Here is a 20,270-nt window from a genome sequence, read left to right as displayed (position 1 = left end):
AATGGGAAAAGTTTCACTTTTTAGAAATAATATTATAAGCATACGTCACTATAATGGATCCTGCTAAGTTAGAAGATTTATGTGCACATAAAAACATCCCAATTGTCGGTCGATATCATGCACTTGGCGATACCCTATTTGCTGGCTTACACAGAGTTCTTAAAATTATTGTAAATAAGGAACGAATAGTTATGTATTTGAATAATATACTATCTATGGAACTATGTATTAGCTAATATTTACTAGCTAATTAATGGTTTATTTTTTTGAAACAATTTGTGTTTGTTTCTATTGACTTAACTGAAAGTTTATAGATTAGTTCTTTTTTGGTAGGGATGGTGAATATACTTTTTCATAGGCCATATTCCACGATGGATAAGGAGACTGTGTTTTGGAGGACCTCAAAGATTTTGAACAGCAACAATCCACTTATTATTTGTATCATCGCATTGGAAAAAGAACAGCGGATATCATAGCAAGTTTTTCTCTCCTCTTGCTCTGTTTTCCTTTATTTCTTGTATTTGCAGCAATTCTGTTCTGCTTTTCCGGGAGACCTATTTTATTTAAGCAGCTACGAACCGGGCGGAATAATAAACCTTTTACTATTTGGAAGTTTCGAACGATGCAATTGACAGTTTTAGAGTCGAGTATTCATCAATATGAATGGGAAAGTGAGGTTCCGCAAGACTTTGTTTTTGCAAAGCCAGTTAATTTAAGGATAACTCGATTAGGAAGTTTCTATAGAAAATACAGTATCGATGAAATACCCCAGCTATGGAATGTGTTGAAAGGTGATATGAGCTTTGTTGGACCTAAACCAGAAATTATTGAAATCACGAAGCACTACTCATGGGATCAAAAGAAACGTCTGCTTGTAAAACCAGGAATTACAGGTTATGCCCAAGTAAATGGACGATCAGCTATTACACATGGGGAAAAAATATTCCACGATTTGTATTACGTGAAGAACTGCTCATTTTCTCTAGATTTGAAGATTATATTTCTAACATTAGTGATTGTTGTCACTGGAAAGGGTGCTTATTAATCTTATTTTTTCTGGACTAGATTATGAGCACTTTCTGTGGAGGGAATTATAACTTTCTGCACATTTAATTATACTAAAAAAATTCTAAGAAGGGAGTAAAATACTTTTGAAAGAAACGATCAGCCTACAAGAATTATTCAAGATATTGAAGAAACGGATTGTACTTATATTCAGCATATTAGTAATGTCAGTGACGATTGCAGCGGTAGTTAGCTATTTCTTTCTGAGCCCTATTTATGAAGTGTCAACTCAAATATTAATAAATCAAAAGGAACTAGAACAAAATCAATTCAACACGCAGGATATAGAAACGAACCTTCAATTAATCAACACCTATAATGTCATTATTAAAAGCCCAGTTATCCTGTCAAAAGTAATAGATAATCTAGAGTTAAATACCACAACAGATTTACTCTATGAAAAAATTGAAGTTAACAGTGAGCAAAATTCACAAGTTATTAATGTAAGTGTTCAAGATTCTAATCCTATAAGAGCTGTGAATATAGCCAATATGACTGCAGAGGTACTTCAAAATGAAATTCGAACTCTTATGAATGTTGATAATATTACTGTAATATCACCAGCAGTCAATAAAAAAAATATTAAACCTGTATCTCCCAATATTCCTTTAAATTTAGTGATTGCAACAGTAATAGGAGTAATGATTGGAGTTGGGATCACTTTACTGAAAGTGTATTTAGATACCTCTATAAAAACAGAGCAGGATGTGAATGACATACTAGAGCTATCAATTCTTGGTCTCGTTAGTCCAATTACTCAGAAGAAATCTATAGACTCAAAAGGATTGAAGAGTCTTAGAAAGCAACGGAGGCATAAAAGTGTTTAAAAAGAAGCAAATAAAAACTGCGAGGAAACTTGAGACAAGCACCAATCCTAAATCAATTGTAGCCGAACAATTTCGTACGGTGCGTGAGAATATAAAATTTGCTATGAAGGAAAAGAAACTGGGTACTCTTTTAGTCACTTCTGCTTCTATGGGGGAGGGGAAATCAACGATAGCAGCAAACATTGCTATTTCTTTTGCGCAAGAGGGTAAAAAAATACTTCTAGTCGATGCTGATTTAAGGAAGCCCACGATGCATTACACATTTAATACACTAATTTCTCCCGGAATAACTAATCACTTAATGAGTCGATGGAGCATTGAAAAAATTGTTAAAGATACTGGAATTAAAGGATTAACATTAATAACATGTGGCCAGATTCCTTCTAATCCATCTGAACTCCTAGGATCGAATGTAATGGATGCCTTTATTGAAAGTGTGAAATTAAAATATGACCTTGTTATCTTTGACGCTCCACCAGTCCTTTCTGTTGCGGATGCACAAATTCTATCAAATAAATGTGATGCAACAATTATTGTCATCAGTTCAGGAACAACGGATAAAGGAAATGGTGTAAAGGCAAAGGAAGCACTCCAAGCTTCAAACGCGAATATTCTTGGGGTAATTCTTAATAATTTCAAAATAGAAAAAGATCATTACTATTATCAACACTATGGAGAAGCGGAATAGTGATATGTCATTTTTCTATTATTTTGGATTAAGTTATGTAAACACATCCGTCTGTAGCCGCTACATGAAACGATTATTGCAATATCTAAAAAATAGGATATGTATATTATTGTAATTTCAAAGTCGGGAACCAAGACTGAGCTAGTCATTAATTTTCGTGTATTGATGAAATATATATAATTTAAAAGAGGGTTATAGTTTGGGGAAAAAAAGTATTGTACTTTTAAGATCAAACCCTGTAGATCCTGATTCGAGGGTTGAAAAGGAAGCTAATAGCCTTATTAAGGCAGGATATGAAGTTAAAATTGTTGCGTGGGATAGAGACTTTAAATACAAAATAAAAGAATCATTCTTAGAACTGAACGATGGAAGAGTGAAAATTTATAAACTAGGTATTCCTTCTACCTATGGTGAAGGAGTTAAAAACCTAAAACCCTTTTTAATATTTCAATTCCGTCTACTTTTATGGTTATTTAAGAATCGAAAAAAGTATCATATAATTCATGCTTGTGATTTTGATACAGCCTACACTGCATATCATTGCTCAAAATTACTAAAAAAAAAGCTAGTATATGACATATTTGATTACTTATTTACTAATTCAGGTGGCAATTTTAGTATATTGAAAAAGTATATCGTGCACTTGCAACACACAATAATTAATCATGCTAATGCAACTATTATTTGTACAGAAAAAAGGAAAGATCAGATAAGAGGAACAAAACCGAAAAAATTAGTTATTATTCATAATAGTCCACCTAGACTAGATGAAAATCTACCAAAATTAAAGCTAAATAAAAATAAAGTTAAAATTGTGTATGTTGGTGTACTTCAAGATAAGAGATTTATAGAAGAATTAGCTGATATTATTAAGAATAATAAAGAGTGGGAGTTACACATAGGTGGTTTTGGAAAGTTTGAAGGTTATTTTAAAAAGCAAGCATCTGAATATGACAATATTAAATATTATGGAAAACTTTCTTATAGTAAAACATTAGAACTTGAAAAAAGTTGTGATATTATGACTGCAATATATGATCCAACAGTAGGAAATCATTATTATGCTGCGCCCAATAAATTCTATGAGGCATTAATGCTTGGAAAACCGTTAATAATGGTAAAAAATACAGGAATGTCAGAAATAGTTACACAATTTAATATTGGTGAAGTAATTGATTATAATTCTGAAAGTCTGAAGGTTGCAATAGAAAATTTAATAGCAAAAAGAAATGAGTGGCCAGAGATATCCTTCAAAATGAAAAAGTTATATCAAAAAGACTATAGCTGGGATGAAATGGAAAAAAGACTAATAAGTCTATATAGGGAATTGGAAAATGAAAAATAGCTCTAATACTTACTATATCTTTTAAAATTCAGGAGAATTTTTAATGAAAGGAATTAAGTATGAAACTATTATTTGTAGGCCAAAATTTACAAATCGGTGGTATTCAAAAAGCACTAATAAACACATTAAAGGAGTTAAAAAAAGAAAATATAAAAAAAAATATAGATTCTGATATTGAGATAGATCTCTTTTTATTTGGTGATGGAGTCCTAATAAAAGATATACCTTATAAAGTTAACTTATATAGTGGGTCATTGTTTCTAAGATTAATTTCAACACCTTATTCTGTCGTTAAAGATAAAGGAAATATATTTCACTTATTACTAAGAATCGTTGGCATGGTAATTGTTAGAATAATTGGATCTGAGAAATTTTATAGACAGCTTTTTAAAATGCAAAAAAAATTAGATAAATATGATTATGCTATTTCATACTTTAATGACGTTCCATATGGATATTTTAACCGTGGAACAAGTCAATTTGTTGATGAATTTGTTGATGCGAGTAAAAAAATCGCTTGGGTACATACAGATCCAATAAAAGCAGGATTTAAATACAGGACTACTATGAATACTTATAGAAATTTTGATAATATTGTGTGCGTCTCGAATGCTTGTAGAGAGAATCTAATCGAACTTATACCTGAATATCAAAAAAAGATAAATGTTGTTAATAACCTTTTTCCAATTGAAGAGATAAAAACCAAGGCAATGGAATACACACCATTTAAGACAAAAGGAATAAGTATTGTTTCTATAGGTAGAATAGAAAATTCAACAAAGCAATTCCATCTAATACCTAAATTATGTAAAATGCTAAAAGATGATTCAATAACTAATTTTCACTGGACAGTTGTTGGTGATGGGCCAGATTTTGTAACAAATAATCTTCTTGTAAAAAATTTAGGCGTATCGGATTTAATTGAATTTGTTGGTAATAAAGATAATCCATATCCTTATATTGAAAAAAGTGATATTTTTGTTTTAACATCTGCATATGAAGGCTATCCCATGGTCATAGGGGAGGCTTTAGTTTTAGGGACACCTGTTGTTACAACGTGTTTTCCTTCTGCGAGTGAGCAAATAACGGAAGACTTTAATGGCATTATTACAGAAATGGAATTGGAAAGTATTTTTTCAGTTTTAAAATCCTTGTTAATAAATCCAGATGAAATTGAAAGGATGAAAACCAATATAAATAATAGTGTTTTTACTAATAAGAAATCTATGGATCAGTTTTTAGAGGTGGTAAAAATTGGGTAGGGAAAGTATATATGAAGGAAGAAACAGCATAATAATTTGTATCATATCAAGCATTTTTGTTGTTCTTAAAATGTATACAGGGAATAATATTTTTCTATTGATATTTTTACTCCTTACTTCTGCCGGGATATTATTTGATCGTATTGAATATAAATTTGAATATCTTTTGTTTTTTATTTCTTGGGTATATGTATTGAAATTTCAGTATTCCGATTTTTCTTTATTTATATTTTTATCTGCCATGTATATTTTTATCTGCATAATATACATGCTTATTCATAATAGTAAATTAGAAATAAAGTTCTTATTAGGCTACATGTTATTTGCGGCATATGTTATTACAATACCATTAGTAGGTGGAAGTTCTTTAACAACCGTATTAGGTTTTTTGTTAAATTACACACTATTATTTTTTGCGGTATCGTTTGTAAAAAATAACAGGCTTTTTGGAAGGTATATTCGAATGTATGCTCTAGGATTGTTATTATCAAGTTTCATTAGACTTATTAGTTACAAAATTCCCGATTTAAATCAATACTTTATAAGTATGACGGAAATATATACTTTGATAGTTGGTGGGAAATTGAATATTAGGTTCGCTGGAGCTGATATAGACCCGAATTATTATTCAATTCAAATCTTATTAGCTATATCATGCTTGTTAGTTAGTATTTACTACGATAAAGAGAGAAAAAATATATCAGTTTTGTTATGTATGATGTTATCGGTCTTAGGATTTTTATCTCTTTCAAAAATGTATTTAATAGTTTTCTTATTCTTAGTTATCTTAGCATTGATTTCTTTTTCAAGAAACAATATAAAAGTTGGCATAAAATTCACATTATCAATACTTTTATGTGGTGGAGTGGTTGCTTTTTTTGCATTCGATTATCTCTATAGTTCTTACTTCCAAAGATTTGTTGGATCTGGACAAGGCTTTACAGGTTTGACAACAGGTCGAAGTGAAATTTGGCAAATGTTCTTGTCCGATATAACTTTTGATATGAGAGTCTTGATTTTGGGAGTTGGATATGGAGCGGTTTCTTTAAACGATACAATGGCACACAATAGTTATTTGACAGGTCTTTATTATATGGGAATCATAGGGACAATTATTACCTTAATTTATTTTAATACTATACGTGAAAACTTAATAATTGAATCTAAAAACAAAAAAAGATTTAAAATATTATCCGTGAATAACATCCCACTTTTAACATTACTATTAGCAAACTTTTCATTAGATTCATTTGTTATGGAGTATTTTCCAATCCACCTATTTTTAGTTATTTTCGCTCTGAATTATAATGGATACACAAAGCATCAAATGATCTAGATAACGACTTATCTAAACAGAAAAATCTAACTTACCCTCCTCCAGTAAAGGAATATTTCTAGTTTACTTTTGTTCTGTTTACCTAACCTACTTGAATATAATTCTAGTACAACTTCATCCGTATAGGATGTGAGGGAGGGAAACTCGCTAATACGATGAAAAAAATAGCAGTACTTTTAATGTCCATAACGATTCTTTCTAAAATGTTTGGATTTCTACGTGATATTATACTTTCCTATTTTTATGGTGCATCTTCTATAAGTGATGCATACATCATTTCAATTACCATTACTTCAGTTTTATTTAGTCTTATCGCTGTAGGAATATCCACTGCTTATATTCCAATGTATAAGAAAATAGAGCATGATGAAGGTCTTCGTTCAGCCACAGGATTTACAAATAATCTTATGAATATTGTTTTAGTAGTGACAACTGCATCGATTGTAATTGGTCTAGTATTTTCAAATATATTAGTAAAATTATTCGCATTAGGCTTTGACGGTGAGACATTGGAGACAGCAGTCTTATTTACACGTATTGCATTAGTAGGGGTATATTTTACTAGTGTTACCCAGATATTCATAAGTTATTTACAATTGCATGGTAAGTTCACTGTACCGGCTATGATTGGATTTCCTTTCAATTTGATTATTATCCTTTCCATTATTATCAGTGCACAAACGAATATTATTGTTTTAGCAATTGGAAGTGTTATTGCTGCATTGGTTCAATTGCTTTTTTTATTGCCTACCCTATACAAGATTGGTTATCGATATAAACCAGTTATCCATTTTGGAGACAAGAATATTAAGAAAATGGCTGTTATTGTCTTTCCAATTATGATTGGGATATCCATTGATCAAATTAACATGATGATAGATAAAACACTTGCCTCTACATTGGTCGAAGGGGGAATATCTGCTTTAACCTATGCGAGTAGATTAAATGATTTCGTCCAAGGGGTATTTGTCATTTCTTTTGTAACGGTAATGTTTCCACTTATTTCAAATATGGCAGCTAAAAAGAATACAGAAGAATTTAAAGAGTCCATTAATGAAGTTATTTCTAGTGTGCTTCTTATTGTAGTGCCAGCAAGCATTGGGATCATGATTTTATCTGAGCCAATTATTCGGCTACTTTTTGGACGTGGCCACTTTGATGAACATGCAATTAATATAACTTCCCAAGCGCTTTTTTTCTATTCCATTGGGATGATTGGATACGGTATTCGGGAAATTTTAAATCGTACTTTTTACTCTCTTCAAGATATGAAAACTCCTATGTATAATGCTTCAATTTCAGTAGTCTTAAATATTATTTTAAATCTACTATTATCCTCTTTTATGGGAATCAGTGGACTTGCATTGGCTACTAGTATTTCTGCAATTTTCTGCTCGACACTTTTAATAATTACTCTTAGAAGGAAAATCGGTTCTTTTGGATTGAAAGGGAATTTCATTACTTTTATAAAAGTAACATTAGCTTCCTTTGTGATGGGTGTAATTGTATATGGATTATACGAATATATATTAACTGATTGGAACGAATTATTAAAGATGTTCATAGTCATTTTTATAGGAAGTGTCGTCTATTTTATTCTAATTACACTATTAAAAGTGAAAGAATCGAAAATTATTTTACATTTTTTGCTTAGTAAAATTCATCGTTAAAGGGTAAGCGAGAAAGGTAAGGTGCTAAATAAAAGTGATTACAATTGAAAGGAAATTAATGAATGTAAAGATTAAAATACATTATTTTCGAAATGAGAAGCTTCCAAAGGAATCTAAAGTTCCGGTAACCTGCTATTTACATTCTTTGAGTCCAGAAGGTTTATCTAATAGTTACGAGACGCTTCAAATCGACTTACAAAAAGATGAGTCAGAATTATTGAAGGAAATGAATAAAACTACAAGAAGGCAAGTTAGAAGAGGAGAAGAGCTAGAACTTGGGCATATTGTAATTGAAAACCCAACAGATCAAGATTTATTAGAATTTCAAAATTTTTATAATGATTTTGCTAAAGATAAAAAAACGCATTCTTGCAATTTCTATCACATGAAAACGATGAAGTTACTTCGCGATACAAAGTCGTTACTAATAACTTACATGAAAGACGGTAAAAATATTCTTTGCTATCGCGTTTACATTATAGATGATAAAGTCGCCATGAATTTGTATTCTGCTTCAACATTTAGAAAGATTGACAATCCAGAGTTTAAAAAAATGATGAGCCAAGCAAATCGCTTCTTAACGTGGACCAGCATTCTTTGGTTTAAGAAAAATGATTACGAATTATACAATTTTGGAAGTTTAACTAATGATGAGAACATCCGGAGATTTAAGGTTGGATTTGGTGGAGAAATTATTCCTGTATATTTTGGATATAGAGCAGGCACAATTACCGGATTCATTCTCCTAAAAATAAGGGACCTAAAATTCATTGTAAGTGCTATCAGAAAAATAAAATGAGGGATACTCCATGAAAATTGTTCAACTCATTACACATATGCATGAAATAGGAGGAGCACAGGTGCATGTGCGCGATATTTCGAGGTGTCTTTCCGAGGAGGGACATTCAGTTTCGATTATTTATGGTGGAGGTAAAGAAGCTATCGGAGATTTAAAGGTAGATGGGGTCAACTATTTTTTTAGTAAGTATTTAATTCGTCAGATACATGTTTGGAAGGATCTTCTTGCTTTCATAGAAGTGAGGCGAATGTTGAAAGACATACAACCCGATCTTGTAGCAATTCATTCTTCAAAGGCAGGAATCATTGGTAGGCTTGCCAGTTGGTCCGTTCGAATTCCATGTGTGTTTACGGCGCATGGGTGGGCCTTTACAGAAGGTGTAGATCCGAAAAAGCAACGATTATATAGAACAATTGAAAAGGGTGTAGGAAAACTTTCCAAAAAGGTTATTACTGTTTGTGATCAAGATCGTAATTTAGCGCTAAGTCATAACGTACTTCCAGCCAATAAAATAATGACGATTCATAATGGAGTATTGGATTCTCGTTATAACTCTATTAATAGTATCACTAATGATGAAGTGAAAATCCTGATGGTTGCGCGTTTTGACCAACCAAAGCAGCAGTTACAACTATTACATGCACTTATGCATATAAAGGATTTGAACTGGCATATGATTTTTGTAGGAGATGGTCGGTTAAAACAATCATCTGTTCAGTATGTGCAAGAAAATGATTTGGCGGATAAAGTCACTTTTTTAGGTACCAACTCCAATGTATCCGAGCTTTTAAATGAGGCAGATATTTTCGTCCTCACTTCTGCTTGGGAAGGACTTCCTCTAAGTATTTTAGAAGCGATGTCACATGGTCTTCCAATCATTGCATCTAATGTTGGAGGAGTGAAAGAAGCTGTTCGGGACAATGAAAATGGATTCTTAATAAACGGAAATTTAACAGAATCTATTAAGCTGCTAGTAGAAAATGAGCTGTTAAGAGTGAAAATGGGTACGCGAAGCAGAGAAATTTATGAAGCAAGCTTTACTTTTGACAATATGTATGAAAAAACAGTTAATCTGTATCGAAATTTAATCAAATCGGAGGATATGCTATGAAAGTATTGGTAACGGGAGCAGCAGGTTTTATTGGTTCATACGTAGTCCAAGCATTATTGGAAAAACAAATTTCGGTAATTGCTTTAGATAATCTGTCGACGGGCAAGTTAAGTAATCTCCCAGGAAATATTGTCTTTTATGAAATGGATATTACGAAAGATGAAATAGAAACTGTTTTTCAAATAGAACAGCCTGATTATATTATTCATTTGGCTGCGCAATCTTCTGTTATAGAATCGATGAGTAAACCGGTAGAAGATTGCCAAGCGAACTTATTTGGCACGCTAAACATTTTACGGTATGCAAGGCAGTACAAAACAAAAAAATGTGTCATTGCTTCCACCGCAGCTGTATATGGCAATCCAACTACACTACCAGTAGTAGAGGATAGTAAACTGCATGCCCTCTCTTTTTATGCCCTTTCTAAACTTTCTGCAGAAAAGTATGTTCAACTTTATGATAAATTATTTAATGTAAAAAGCTGTATCGTTCGTTTTTCAAATGTATACGGTCCATTGCAACCAAATGGAGCCATTACTACTTTCATCAGTCAATTAATAGAAGGACAAAATCCAACCATTTATAATGGCAATCAAACAAGAGATTTCATCTTTGTAAAAGATGTCGCACTTGCATGTATTCAATCGATGTTATCAGAAGAAATCGGTATTTTTAATATTAGTTCCAACACCGAAATTTCTATTCAACATTTATATAAAGAAATAGCTCAATTGGTAGGAGTTCATACAGAACCAGTCTATGAAAGCTTGCGAGAAGGTGAGATTGAAAGGAGTGTTCTTTCAAATGTAAAAGCGATTCGATCCCTTGGATGGACTCCGACTTATCGTTTACAAGAAGGTTTGAAAGAAACAATCGACTATTATGTTCAGCTAAAACATTCTTAACTTTATTTAGGGATGCAAATTTGATACGAATGGATGATTACTTGGAGCTTATTCAGATTAGAACCTATAAGCATTTAGAAATATATGAAAATGAATGGAATACTATTTTAGAAAAAAATAACAATTCTAATCCATTTATTGAATATGCATTTGTCTATAATTGGTGGAGAATTTTAGGATTAGAGCAACAAATAGAGATATACGCAGTAAAAGAACATAATCGAATCATTGCATTTTTTCCATTTCAATTTGAAAAAAAGTGGTTTGGATATATGGTCCATTTTCTAGCTTTAGGTGATGCAAATTATATGGATTTTATCGTCCGAAAAGTGGATAAAAGTAGAGCAATTATGTACCTATTTGATGAATTAATTAAGCTGAAAAAAAGCGCCGTATTTAATTTACATGGATTGCTAGAAAGTACGGATACACCAAATATATTATCGGATTATTTAAAAGTTAGAAATATGAAACAGCGATATAACCGAATTGAAACACCGTATGTAAATCTACAAAATATGGATTTCGAGGATTATATGAAGCCGAGACGAAAGATGCATGGAATGGATCGTAGAGAAAAAAGATTGCGTGCACTTGGAGATGTATCATTACAGATTGCTTCAGCCTCCGTAATGGACAAAATTGTTAAAATGCATAAGAAAAGATGGGAAAAGAAAAATGATACTAGTGGGTTCTCCAGTGAAAGAAAACAAGTTTTTTTTCGCTATTTAGCGGAACAAAAACCAGACAAAATGGGTGTCAGATTGTCTACATTACTTGTAGGTGACGAAATAATTGCATTTACTTATGGTTTTACATGTAGAGGTCGATATATGGGCTATGTTCTTGGTCATAATTCTGATTTTGATTGTTATGGTCCAGGTAGATTACTCATAAAAGAAAAGATTCAAAGATGTCTGGTGGATAACTTTCAAAAATTAGATATGAGTATTGGGTATGAGCCATATAAATTTGATTGGAACACAAATCTTGACTATACAAGAAAAACAATTTTTTCAACGAATACAATACGAGCAAAAGCTTTTAGAAACTTTTTATGGGTAAAAGAGATGCTTATCGCAAAGATAAAGAAATATCGTTTTTTTGTATTGTTCCGAAGAAATACGATTGGAAAGTTAAAGTATTTGATAAGAAATAAGTGGGAAGTGCAAGTGTGGAAGTCTCTATGGAAGGAAAAGATAGTTCCATTTTTCTATGAAAAGAAAGAATATGTAATTGTAAAACTTTCAGATAGTGAGTTGAAGAAGGTCAGTAACTTTAAAGAAATTACAACTCAAATGGTGCTTACCTGTACCAATAACCGGAATGAAATGTTGCAGAAAATTTATAATGGTTATATAGGGCACTACACATCAACGATTCAAGATGCATTTTGGGTCAATAAAAATGTCATTCGTTTAGAGGATATTGAATTAGTATCCAACTTAAAAAAGAGAAGTGTTTATATTAGAGATTGGAAGAAAGAAAACTTAGAAGATATTATTTCATTTGTTCAAACACAATATGGCGTAAAGTATATTTATATGCATGTAAATAGGAAGGATTTTGCAAGTGTGGTTGCATTAGAATATGCTGGTTTTCTATGGGAAGAAAAGTTAACATACTCGAGAAAGCTAGGTAGAGCAAAATTAGAAAAAGTAGTAGCAAATTAGAAAAGAAGGTGCTGCCATTATCCTTTTAAAAAGAAAAATATTAAATTTAAGCATGCTAAACTATTACTTTATAAAAGAACCTAATCTGTATAATAGATCAGTGCATATTGTGGGATTTATGCATTCCTCGATTCCTAATAATACATTACCAAAAATTGAAACCATATATATTGATTTAACGAAAACAGAAGAAGAGTTATATACAAAGTTGCACAGATCAAATCGAAAACAAATTAATAAAGCATCTAGCTATGGATTTCATATAGAGGTCTTAACACAACCAACTATTGAAGATATTCGAGAATTCCAAACGTTCTACAATCAATTTGCTAAACAGACGAAAACATATTCATGTGATTCTTTTCATTTAAGTACAATGCGATTATTGGTAGATCAAAATGCACTTATTATAACGAAACTTTTAAATGAATCAGAAGTAGTCCAATGTTACCGAGTATACATTTCAGATGGAGATATTGCTTTTTCCTTATATTCAGCTTCTCATTTTCGTCTTTCAAATAAAACGGAAGAGAAAAGGAAGTTAAGTGAAGGAAGTAGATATTTACTTTGGCGAAATATTTTATACTTTAAGGAACATAACCATTTAACTTATGATATGGGTGGGCTGACGACAAATGAAAATATATGGAAATTTAAAATGGAGTTTGGAGGAGAGGTTATCTCGGTTTATTCAGGATATGAGGCGAATTCAATGATCGGCAAACTTGTCCTCTGGTTGCGCTCTGTCAAAATGACGAAAGGATGAAGAACTGGGTGCTCTCATTATTTCGTTAGATGTGGAGCTGAATTGGGGAGTGCATGATGTATTTTCTCTTGATGAATATGGAGAGAATATATTAGGTGCCAGGCATGCTATTCCTAAAATATTACAGTTATTTTCCACATATAATATCCATGCCACCTGGGCTATTGTTGGAATGCTTTATTGTCAAAACAAAAAAGAGCTAAGTTCCATTTTAGAAACATTAGATCTACCATATGAGAACCATCTATTTTCTCCTAAGCGTAATCTTCCTTTTGTAGGAGAAGATGAGCAACAAGATCCATATCATTTTGGGAAGTCCTTTATTCGTGAAATTGCAGCGTCGGTCAATCAAGAAATAGGCACTCATACATTTTCTCATTATTATTGTTTAGAAGAGGGACAAAAGCTAGCTCATTTTGAAAAAGATTTACAAGCAGTTCTTAAAATGGAAGACAGTGTCACTTCATTAGTATTTCCGAGAAATCAAACAAATGTTGACTACTTACAAGTTTGCAAAGCGAATGGAATAACAGCTTATCGAGGAAATGAAGACAGCTGGATTTATAGACCTTATACAAACAAAACGAATACTAAAACAAAACGAGCTCTTCGTTTAATGGATGCCTATTTTAATATTACTGGTCATCATACATTTTCTAAAAAGGACATAGAAACAGAGCCGATTATTAATATTAAGTCTAGTCGGTTTTTACGTCCTTATAGTAAAACATTAAAACAACTAGAGGGGCTTCGTTTACGTAGGATTAAAAATGGGTTAACAGATGCAGCTCGCAAAAATGAACTGTATCATTTATGGTGGCATCCTCATAATTTTGGAAAACATACAGAAGAAAATCTAGCCTTTTTAGAAGAAATATTAAAACATGTAGCATTTTTAAAAGAAAAATATGATTTTCAAAGCTTCCATATGTGCGAAGCTGTCAACTATGTGCAATCATAAGTGAGAAAAAAACAGGCGATCACGACAAAATCAAAAAACGATAGGAGAACCAAATCTCCTTTCGTTTTTTTATTTAATCCCATATTGTCGATTTAACCCAACAATATCGGCATCTTCATTTCGTTTACCAGTTAATAAATCTCTCAAAATATGAGAACCTAACATACTATAGACTGTGCCATTTCCTCCATATTCAAGTAAGTAGTATTGCCCTTTTTTTGTAGGATGCTCGCCGATGAAAGGTAAATTATCAATCGATTCACCGAAGCTAGCAGCATAGGCATAGTCAATTTCGATCTCATATTGGGGGAATAATTTTTTGCTTTGTTTCAGTAAACGTTCGGCACGCTCCATAATTATTTCATCCGACAGCGGTGCATCTGGTTTGTCTTCATCTAGACCACCAACGATTAGTCTTCCTTCGACAGTAGTACGAACATATAAATAAGGTCTTTTAGTTTCCCAAATCAATGCTTGTTTATACCAATCTTTAAAATGTTGAATCGGATTACTAACAAATACATAAGAGCGATTAATGTCTGCTCCAACTCTATTTCCGACGGGAACAGTTTCATAACCAGTCGTATAAATAATGTTTTTTGTATAAAACGATTGGTCTGAAGTGCGGATCTCGAACAGGTTGTTTTCTTCAAATACATCTGTTACTTCTATATAATGATATAAATGTGCTCCCAGGGATTCAACTTTTTGAAGGACCCCTTGGACAAATTTTAATGGATTTAATTCTGCATCGTCAAAAGTTACTAATGCTCCACTTTTCGAGAAGGGTAAGTTTTGTGACATCTCATTTGGTCCAAAGTAATCGCAAGGGAAGCCATACTTTTTCAGAGTAGAATATTCCATTTTAATTTTCTCAATATCTTTTTCATCGCTTGCATAACAAATACTAGGTCTACGCATGAAATCTGATTCATTGGATAAACTATTCGCTACTTTTTCTAAATCTTCTATTGCATCATAGCAAAGTTGATAGAAACGAACAGCATCTTTTTCCCCAATTTGCTCTATTAACTCATATAACATAATGTCATTTGAATATTGTAATAATCCCGCATTAGCACTTGTGCTTCCAGTTCCCATATCCCGCTTATCCAAAACTGCCACGGACAAACCTGCTTCTGTTAATGCTAGAGCAGTCAAAGATCCGGACATTCCAGCTCCTACAATTATCACATCATAGCTTTCTAGTGTTTCTTCTACTTTTTTTGGTACGAACGGAGTAGTAGTTGTAGGCCAATAAAGTGAACCATTGTGTATTTTCATGATATAAAGCCCCCAATTTATTTGCTTTACAAGTTGTATACCCGCATTCCTTTCGAATCAAGCTACAAATGTTATACTAAATAGGAATCTATCTAAAAAAAGGATGTTTGAAATGACTCAAGAGAAACCACATGTATTAGTAATAGATGGAATGGCTTTATTGTTCCGATCATTTTTTGCGACAGCGATGTCTGGAAATTACTTCAAAAATGACAAAGGAATCCCGACGAATGCAGTACAAGGGTTTGCGAGACATGTATTAGCAGCACAAAATTTAATAGAGCCTACACATATGGCTATTTGCTGGGATAAAGGGATGAAAACTTTTCGCAATGAACTATACGATGGATATAAAGCAAATCGTCCAAAACCAGCCGAAGAATTAGTACCCCAATTTGATATGGCACAAGATTTATCGGAGCATTTAGGATGGCAGAACTTTGGGATCATTGGTATGGAAGCAGATGATACAATTGCTTCCATTACACATAAATGGCAGGATGATGCGAAGTTTACAATTGTGAGTGGTGATAAAGACTTGCTGCAACTGCTACATCCTTCCACGGATATTGCATTTACGAAAAAAGGTTTTACAATTTATGATGTATATAACGAAGCGCGTTTTTTAGAGGAATATGGGATTTCACCGCTATTGTTTCCGGATGTAAAAGCTTTCATGGGGGATTCTAGTGATGGATATGCCGGAGTAAAAGGGATTGGGCCGAAAACTGCATTACAACTAGTCCAAACTTATGGAACAGTTGAACAAGTTATTGAGGCTCTTCCTTTATTGAAAGCTGGGCAACGAGCAAAAATTGAAGCGGATATGGACATGCTGAAATTATCAAAAGAATTAGCTACTATTAGAAGAGATGTCCCAATCGAAGCAGAGTTAAATCATTTAATCGTACAAGACATCCCATCTACAAAGTTTGACTATTTATATGAACATGGATATACCATTTTAGCGAGACAACTGCAGCGTTAAAGGTGCGATTTTGGTGCAACTTGAACAAATGTTAGGATTGCTGAATTCTCAGCATAGGAAATTTTTCGTATTTTACTTGCTCGGTTGCGCCAACCATTGTCATGGATGATCAGGAATAATTCACCATTCTCTAATTCATAGCCAATCAATGGAACCCAGTGATAAGAAAAGGTAAATTTTTTGTTCCACTGGAAAGAGAAATATTTATCAAACTTAAGTGCGACAGGGCGCCCATTTTGTAGCTCACTTAAAGCAGTGTGTTGTGTACATTTTTCCACTTTCCAGTTAGGGCCTAGTATCTTACGCATATTACGTAAGAAGCGGTAAGTAAATAATCCAATGCGAGTTGTCCCAAGAGTTTTATAGAGATCGTTTGGTTTGTATGGACATGCGTTTGGCAATAGATAATTCAATACAACATATGCAGTGACAGGTCCACATGCTGATGCTTGGTAGTTTACATTGACAGTATGATCATATTGAGAAAAACCAGTAACAGGTAGTTGAATTTTCATGTTTCTTCCTCCCAAGTAAAAAAGAGTTTTCCTTTTTCTTCCGTACTAATTTGTACAGTATAACGAATAGGATATGAAGAAACAAAGAAAAAAAGGTTGCTCATAATAGAGCAACCAAATCAAAATTAGTTCTGAGCATCAAGAAAATCTGTAACTTGTTCTGGAGATTTTGCATTAGCACTGTGTAAATGTGCTTTTTTCTCACCATTTTGATAAATTAGAAGACTTGGAATTCCCATTACTTCGTATTTTTCTGCTATTTCAGGTAGTTCATCACGGTTTACTTCGTACCATGTGTATTGATTGTATTGTTCGACGATTGGATCAATAAACATTTCCATACGACGGCAGTCAGGGCACCAGCCGGCTTCGAATTTCACAAGAACTTCTTTGTCCCCAGCAATAATTTCGTTAAATTGTTCTGCAGTTGTAATTTTGTTCATAATATATACCTCCAGTAGTTTTTCATATTTAGAATCAGTACTTCCGATTTTCTATAGTTTACACTGTTTTAAAAACACTAGAAAGAAATATGTCTTAATAATTTCAACTTATTATTGCGAAAATTCAAAAAATGTTTTAAACTAAGAGTCATAGAGATAACTTCTATTTTTTTTAGTCATAAAATGAATGAGTGTTCATTCAAACGAAGGGGAGGCTTTGCACGTGGCATATCAAATCAAAAAAGCAGCTGTTCTCGGTTCAGGGGTTATGGGTTCAGGCATTGCAGCACACTTAGCAAATATCGGCATTCCAACATTATTATTGGATATTGTCCCGAACGAAGTAAGTAAAGAGGAAGAATTAAAAGGTCTGACACTTGAACACGTAGCAGTGCGCAATCGATTTGCACAAACTGCACTTCAAAAGTTAGTAAAGCAAAAACCAGCACCACTTACATCCACAAAGAACTTGCAGTTAATAACAGCAGGGAATTTAGAAGATGATTTAGAAAAATTAAAAGATGTGGACTGGGTAATTGAGGTAGTAGTAGAAAATTTAGCCGTTAAAAAAAGCTTATATGAAAAAATAGATGCAGTACGTAAACAAGGATCCATTATTAGTTCTAACACTTCAGGAATAAGTATTAATGCAATGGTGGAAGGTCGTTCAGAAGATTTTGGTAAGCATTTCTTAGGGACACATTTTTTCAATCCACCACGTTATTTAAAATTATTAGAAGTGATTCCTGCAGAAACAACTAGTCCTGCAGTAGTAGAATTCATGAAGCATTTTGGGGAAGATGTTTTAGGAAAAGGTGTTGTTTTAGCAAAGGATACACCAAACTTTATAGCTAACCGAATTGGAACATATGGTTTACTTGTTTCTCTTCGTGAAATGCAAGCTCGCGGTTATTCTGTTGGAGAAGTCGATTCTGTTACTGGTCCATTAATTGGTCGACCTAAATCGGCAACATTCCGTACACTAGATGTTGTTGGACTGGATACATTTGCACATGTTGCTAAAAATGTGTTCGATCAAACTACAGGAGATGAACAAAAGGTATTTGAAGTACCGGCATTTATGCAAAAAATGCTAGAAAACAAATGGCTTGGTGCAAAAACAGGTCAAGGATTCTTCGTAAAAGAAGGAAAAGAAATAAAAGAGTTAAATCCAGAAACACTAGAGTATGGACCAGTGAAGAAATTACAAACACCTTCTATTGAATTGGCAAAACAACAAAAAGGTTTAGCAGCTAAAGTCAAAATGTTAACATACGCGAAAGATCGTACTGGGGAGCTTTTATGGAGCATATTAAGTCCAACTTTACGTTATTCAGCGGAGCTTCATGGAGAAATTGCAGATGATATCGTATCCATCGACCAAGCGATGAAATGGGGGTTTGGTTGGGAGCAAGGACCGTTTGAAATATGGGATGCTATTGGTGTCAAAGAATCTGTAGAGAAAATGCAAGCAGAAGGTCAAGAAATTCCTGTATTTGTTCAAATTTTGCTAGATAAAGGGTTCGAACGTTTTTATAAAGAAGAAAATGGTGATTTATATTTCTTCGACGGAAATGATTATACAATCGTTCCTGTAAATGAAAAGGTTATTAATCTAAAAAGCTATAAGAAGAAACATGGTGTGATTAAATCGAATTCTGGTGCTAGTTTAATAGATTTGGGAGATGGAATAGCATTATTAGAATTCCATTCAAAATCGAATGCCATTGGATTAGACATCATTCAAATGATCAATTACTCAATTGAAGAAGTAGAGAAAAATTTCAAAGGGCTAGTTATTGGGAACCAAGGGAAAAACTTCAGTGTTGGAGCGAATCTAGGCATGATTTTAATGGAAGCACAAGATGATAATATTTTTGAATTAGATTTTGTAATTCGCAGTTTCCAAAATGCAATGATGAAAATTAAATATTCTACAAAACCAGTTGTAGCAGCACCATTTGGCATGACGCTAGGCGGAGGAGCAGAAGCTTGTTTACCAGCAGCGCATATTCAGGCATCTTCTGAAACATATATTGGTTTAGTTGAAGCTGGAGTAGGACTGCTGCCAGGTGGTGGAGGTAATAAAGAACTGTATATTAAACACTTAAAAGGTTTGCCAAACGGTGTTCAAATTGATTACCAATCGGTAGCTACGAAAGTATTTGAATCCATTGCATTGGCGAAAGTTTCTACATCTGGAGAGGAAGCGCGTGAAAATAACTTCTTAAACTTTGTAGATGGAATCAGTGTGAATCCAGATCATTTATTATACGATGCAAAACAAGCAGCACTTGCTCTTGCGGAAGCAGGATACAGAGCTCCTATTCATGAAAAAATTCCAGTACCGGGTTCACCAGGGTATGCGACTCTATTATTAGGTGCACAAGGTATGTTCTTATCTGGATACATTAGTAAGCATGATTTAAAAATTGCTAAAAAAATTGCGTATGTATTAGCGGGTGGCGAAGTTCCATACGGCACTTTAGTAGATGAGCAATACTTACTAAATTTAGAGCGTGAAGCATTTTTAAGTCTTGTAGCCGATCCATTATCTCAAGCAAGAATGCAGCATATGTTAGTGAAAGGTAAACCATTACGCAACTAATATTGTGTATTGGTAAAAGGAGGA

18 protein-coding genes are annotated in these 20,270 nt (G+C 33.1%); 15 read left to right on the top strand and 3 right to left on the bottom strand.

The genetic code is table 11. The features are described 5' to 3' along the window. Nucleotides 1–391: 391 nt before the first annotated feature. From C7437_RS09670 to C7437_RS09610, 13 genes are all read left to right on the top strand, one after another. Nucleotides 392–1,045 carry a sugar transferase gene (locus tag C7437_RS09670; RefSeq protein ID WP_342767786.1) on the top strand — a complete coding sequence of 218 codons (654 nt, stop codon included), beginning with the start codon at nt 392–394 and terminating at the stop codon, nt 1,043–1,045. Between the two features lie 106 nt (nt 1,046–1,151). Next, nucleotides 1,152–1,892: a YveK family protein gene (locus C7437_RS09665; protein ID WP_111439487.1), complete on the top strand. Its 741-nt coding sequence runs from the start codon at nt 1,152–1,154 to the stop codon at nt 1,890–1,892. Beyond that, the gene (locus C7437_RS09660; protein ID WP_111439486.1) at nt 1,885–2,580 is read left to right on the top strand and encodes a CpsD/CapB family tyrosine-protein kinase; all 696 of its coding nucleotides are present in this window, start codon (nt 1,885–1,887) and stop codon (nt 2,578–2,580) included. Before C7437_RS09665 ends, C7437_RS09660 begins: the two co-directional genes overlap by 8 nt. A 199-nt stretch (nt 2,581–2,779) precedes the next feature. After that, nucleotides 2,780–3,925, top strand: a complete 1,146-nt coding sequence (locus tag C7437_RS09655; RefSeq protein WP_245909264.1) for a glycosyltransferase family 4 protein — start codon at nt 2,780–2,782, stop codon at nt 3,923–3,925. 59 nt (nt 3,926–3,984) lie between these two features. Continuing rightward, entirely contained in the window at nt 3,985–5,187 is a 1,203-nt protein-coding gene (locus tag C7437_RS09650) for a glycosyltransferase (RefSeq protein WP_111439485.1), read from the top strand. After that, complete coding sequence (locus tag C7437_RS09645; protein ID WP_111439484.1) at nt 5,180–6,523, top strand: hypothetical protein; 1,344 nt, start codon at nt 5,180–5,182, stop codon at nt 6,521–6,523. Before C7437_RS09650 ends, C7437_RS09645 begins: the two co-directional genes overlap by 8 nt. A 155-nt stretch (nt 6,524–6,678) precedes the next feature. After that, entirely contained in the window at nt 6,679–8,193 is a 1,515-nt protein-coding gene (gene murJ / locus C7437_RS09640) for a murein biosynthesis integral membrane protein MurJ (protein WP_111439483.1), read from the top strand. Nucleotides 8,194–8,227: 34 nt separating this feature from the next. Further along, nucleotides 8,228–8,992, top strand: a complete 765-nt coding sequence (locus C7437_RS09635; RefSeq protein WP_111439482.1) for a hypothetical protein — start codon at nt 8,228–8,230, stop codon at nt 8,990–8,992. A 10-nt stretch (nt 8,993–9,002) separates the two neighbouring features. Then, nucleotides 9,003–10,103: a glycosyltransferase family 4 protein gene (locus tag C7437_RS09630; RefSeq protein WP_111439481.1), complete on the top strand. Its 1,101-nt coding sequence runs from the start codon at nt 9,003–9,005 to the stop codon at nt 10,101–10,103. After that, nucleotides 10,100–11,008, top strand: coding sequence for a GDP-mannose 4,6-dehydratase (locus C7437_RS09625; protein ID WP_111439480.1), 909 nt, complete (start codon nt 10,100–10,102; stop codon nt 11,006–11,008). Before C7437_RS09630 ends, C7437_RS09625 begins: the two co-directional genes overlap by 4 nt. A 29-nt stretch (nt 11,009–11,037) precedes the next feature. Beyond that, complete coding sequence (locus C7437_RS09620; RefSeq protein ID WP_245909268.1) at nt 11,038–12,681, top strand: GNAT family N-acetyltransferase; 1,644 nt, start codon at nt 11,038–11,040, stop codon at nt 12,679–12,681. Between the two features lie 118 nt (nt 12,682–12,799). Beyond that, nucleotides 12,800–13,447: a hypothetical protein gene (locus C7437_RS09615; protein WP_111439478.1), complete on the top strand. Its 648-nt coding sequence runs from the start codon at nt 12,800–12,802 to the stop codon at nt 13,445–13,447. Between the two features lie 49 nt (nt 13,448–13,496). Then, on the top strand, nt 13,497–14,408 hold the full coding sequence (locus tag C7437_RS09610; protein ID WP_170122354.1) for a polysaccharide deacetylase family protein: 912 nt from the start codon (nt 13,497–13,499) through the stop codon (nt 14,406–14,408). A gap of 69 nt (nt 14,409–14,477) precedes the next feature. Here the strand turns inward: C7437_RS09610 and C7437_RS09605 are convergent, their stop codons facing one another. Continuing rightward, nucleotides 14,478–15,692 carry an NAD(P)/FAD-dependent oxidoreductase gene (locus tag C7437_RS09605; RefSeq protein WP_111439476.1) on the bottom strand — a complete coding sequence of 405 codons (1,215 nt, stop codon included), beginning with the start codon at nt 15,690–15,692 and terminating at the stop codon, nt 14,478–14,480. A 112-nt stretch (nt 15,693–15,804) separates the two neighbouring features. Between C7437_RS09605 and C7437_RS09600 the strand changes: the two genes are divergently transcribed. Beyond that, complete coding sequence (locus C7437_RS09600) at nt 15,805–16,680, top strand: 5'-3' exonuclease (RefSeq protein ID WP_111439475.1); 876 nt, start codon at nt 15,805–15,807, stop codon at nt 16,678–16,680. Here the strand turns inward: C7437_RS09600 and C7437_RS09595 are convergent. Both C7437_RS09595 and C7437_RS09590 read right to left on the bottom strand, forming a co-directional pair. Further along, on the bottom strand, nt 16,677–17,195 hold the full coding sequence (locus tag C7437_RS09595; protein WP_111439474.1) for a C39 family peptidase: 519 nt from the start codon (nt 17,193–17,195) through the stop codon (nt 16,677–16,679). The genes C7437_RS09600 and C7437_RS09595 overlap by 4 nt on opposite strands. Nucleotides 17,196–17,320: 125 nt before the next feature. Then, nucleotides 17,321–17,638 carry a thioredoxin family protein gene (locus C7437_RS09590; RefSeq protein WP_111439473.1) on the bottom strand — a complete coding sequence of 106 codons (318 nt, stop codon included), beginning with the start codon at nt 17,636–17,638 and terminating at the stop codon, nt 17,321–17,323. 187 nt (nt 17,639–17,825) lie between these two features. Between C7437_RS09590 and C7437_RS09585 the strand changes: the two genes are divergently transcribed. Next, nucleotides 17,826–20,246, top strand: coding sequence for a 3-hydroxyacyl-CoA dehydrogenase/enoyl-CoA hydratase family protein (locus tag C7437_RS09585; RefSeq protein ID WP_211309998.1), 2,421 nt, complete (start codon nt 17,826–17,828; stop codon nt 20,244–20,246). Nucleotides 20,247–20,270: the final 24 nt, after the last annotated feature.

Source organism: Psychrobacillus insolitus, assembly GCF_003254155.1.
In the GTDB taxonomy this organism is placed as follows: Bacteria; Bacillota; Bacilli; order Bacillales_A; family Planococcaceae; genus Psychrobacillus; species Psychrobacillus insolitus.
This window is presented reverse-complemented; position numbering and strand designations above follow the sequence as displayed.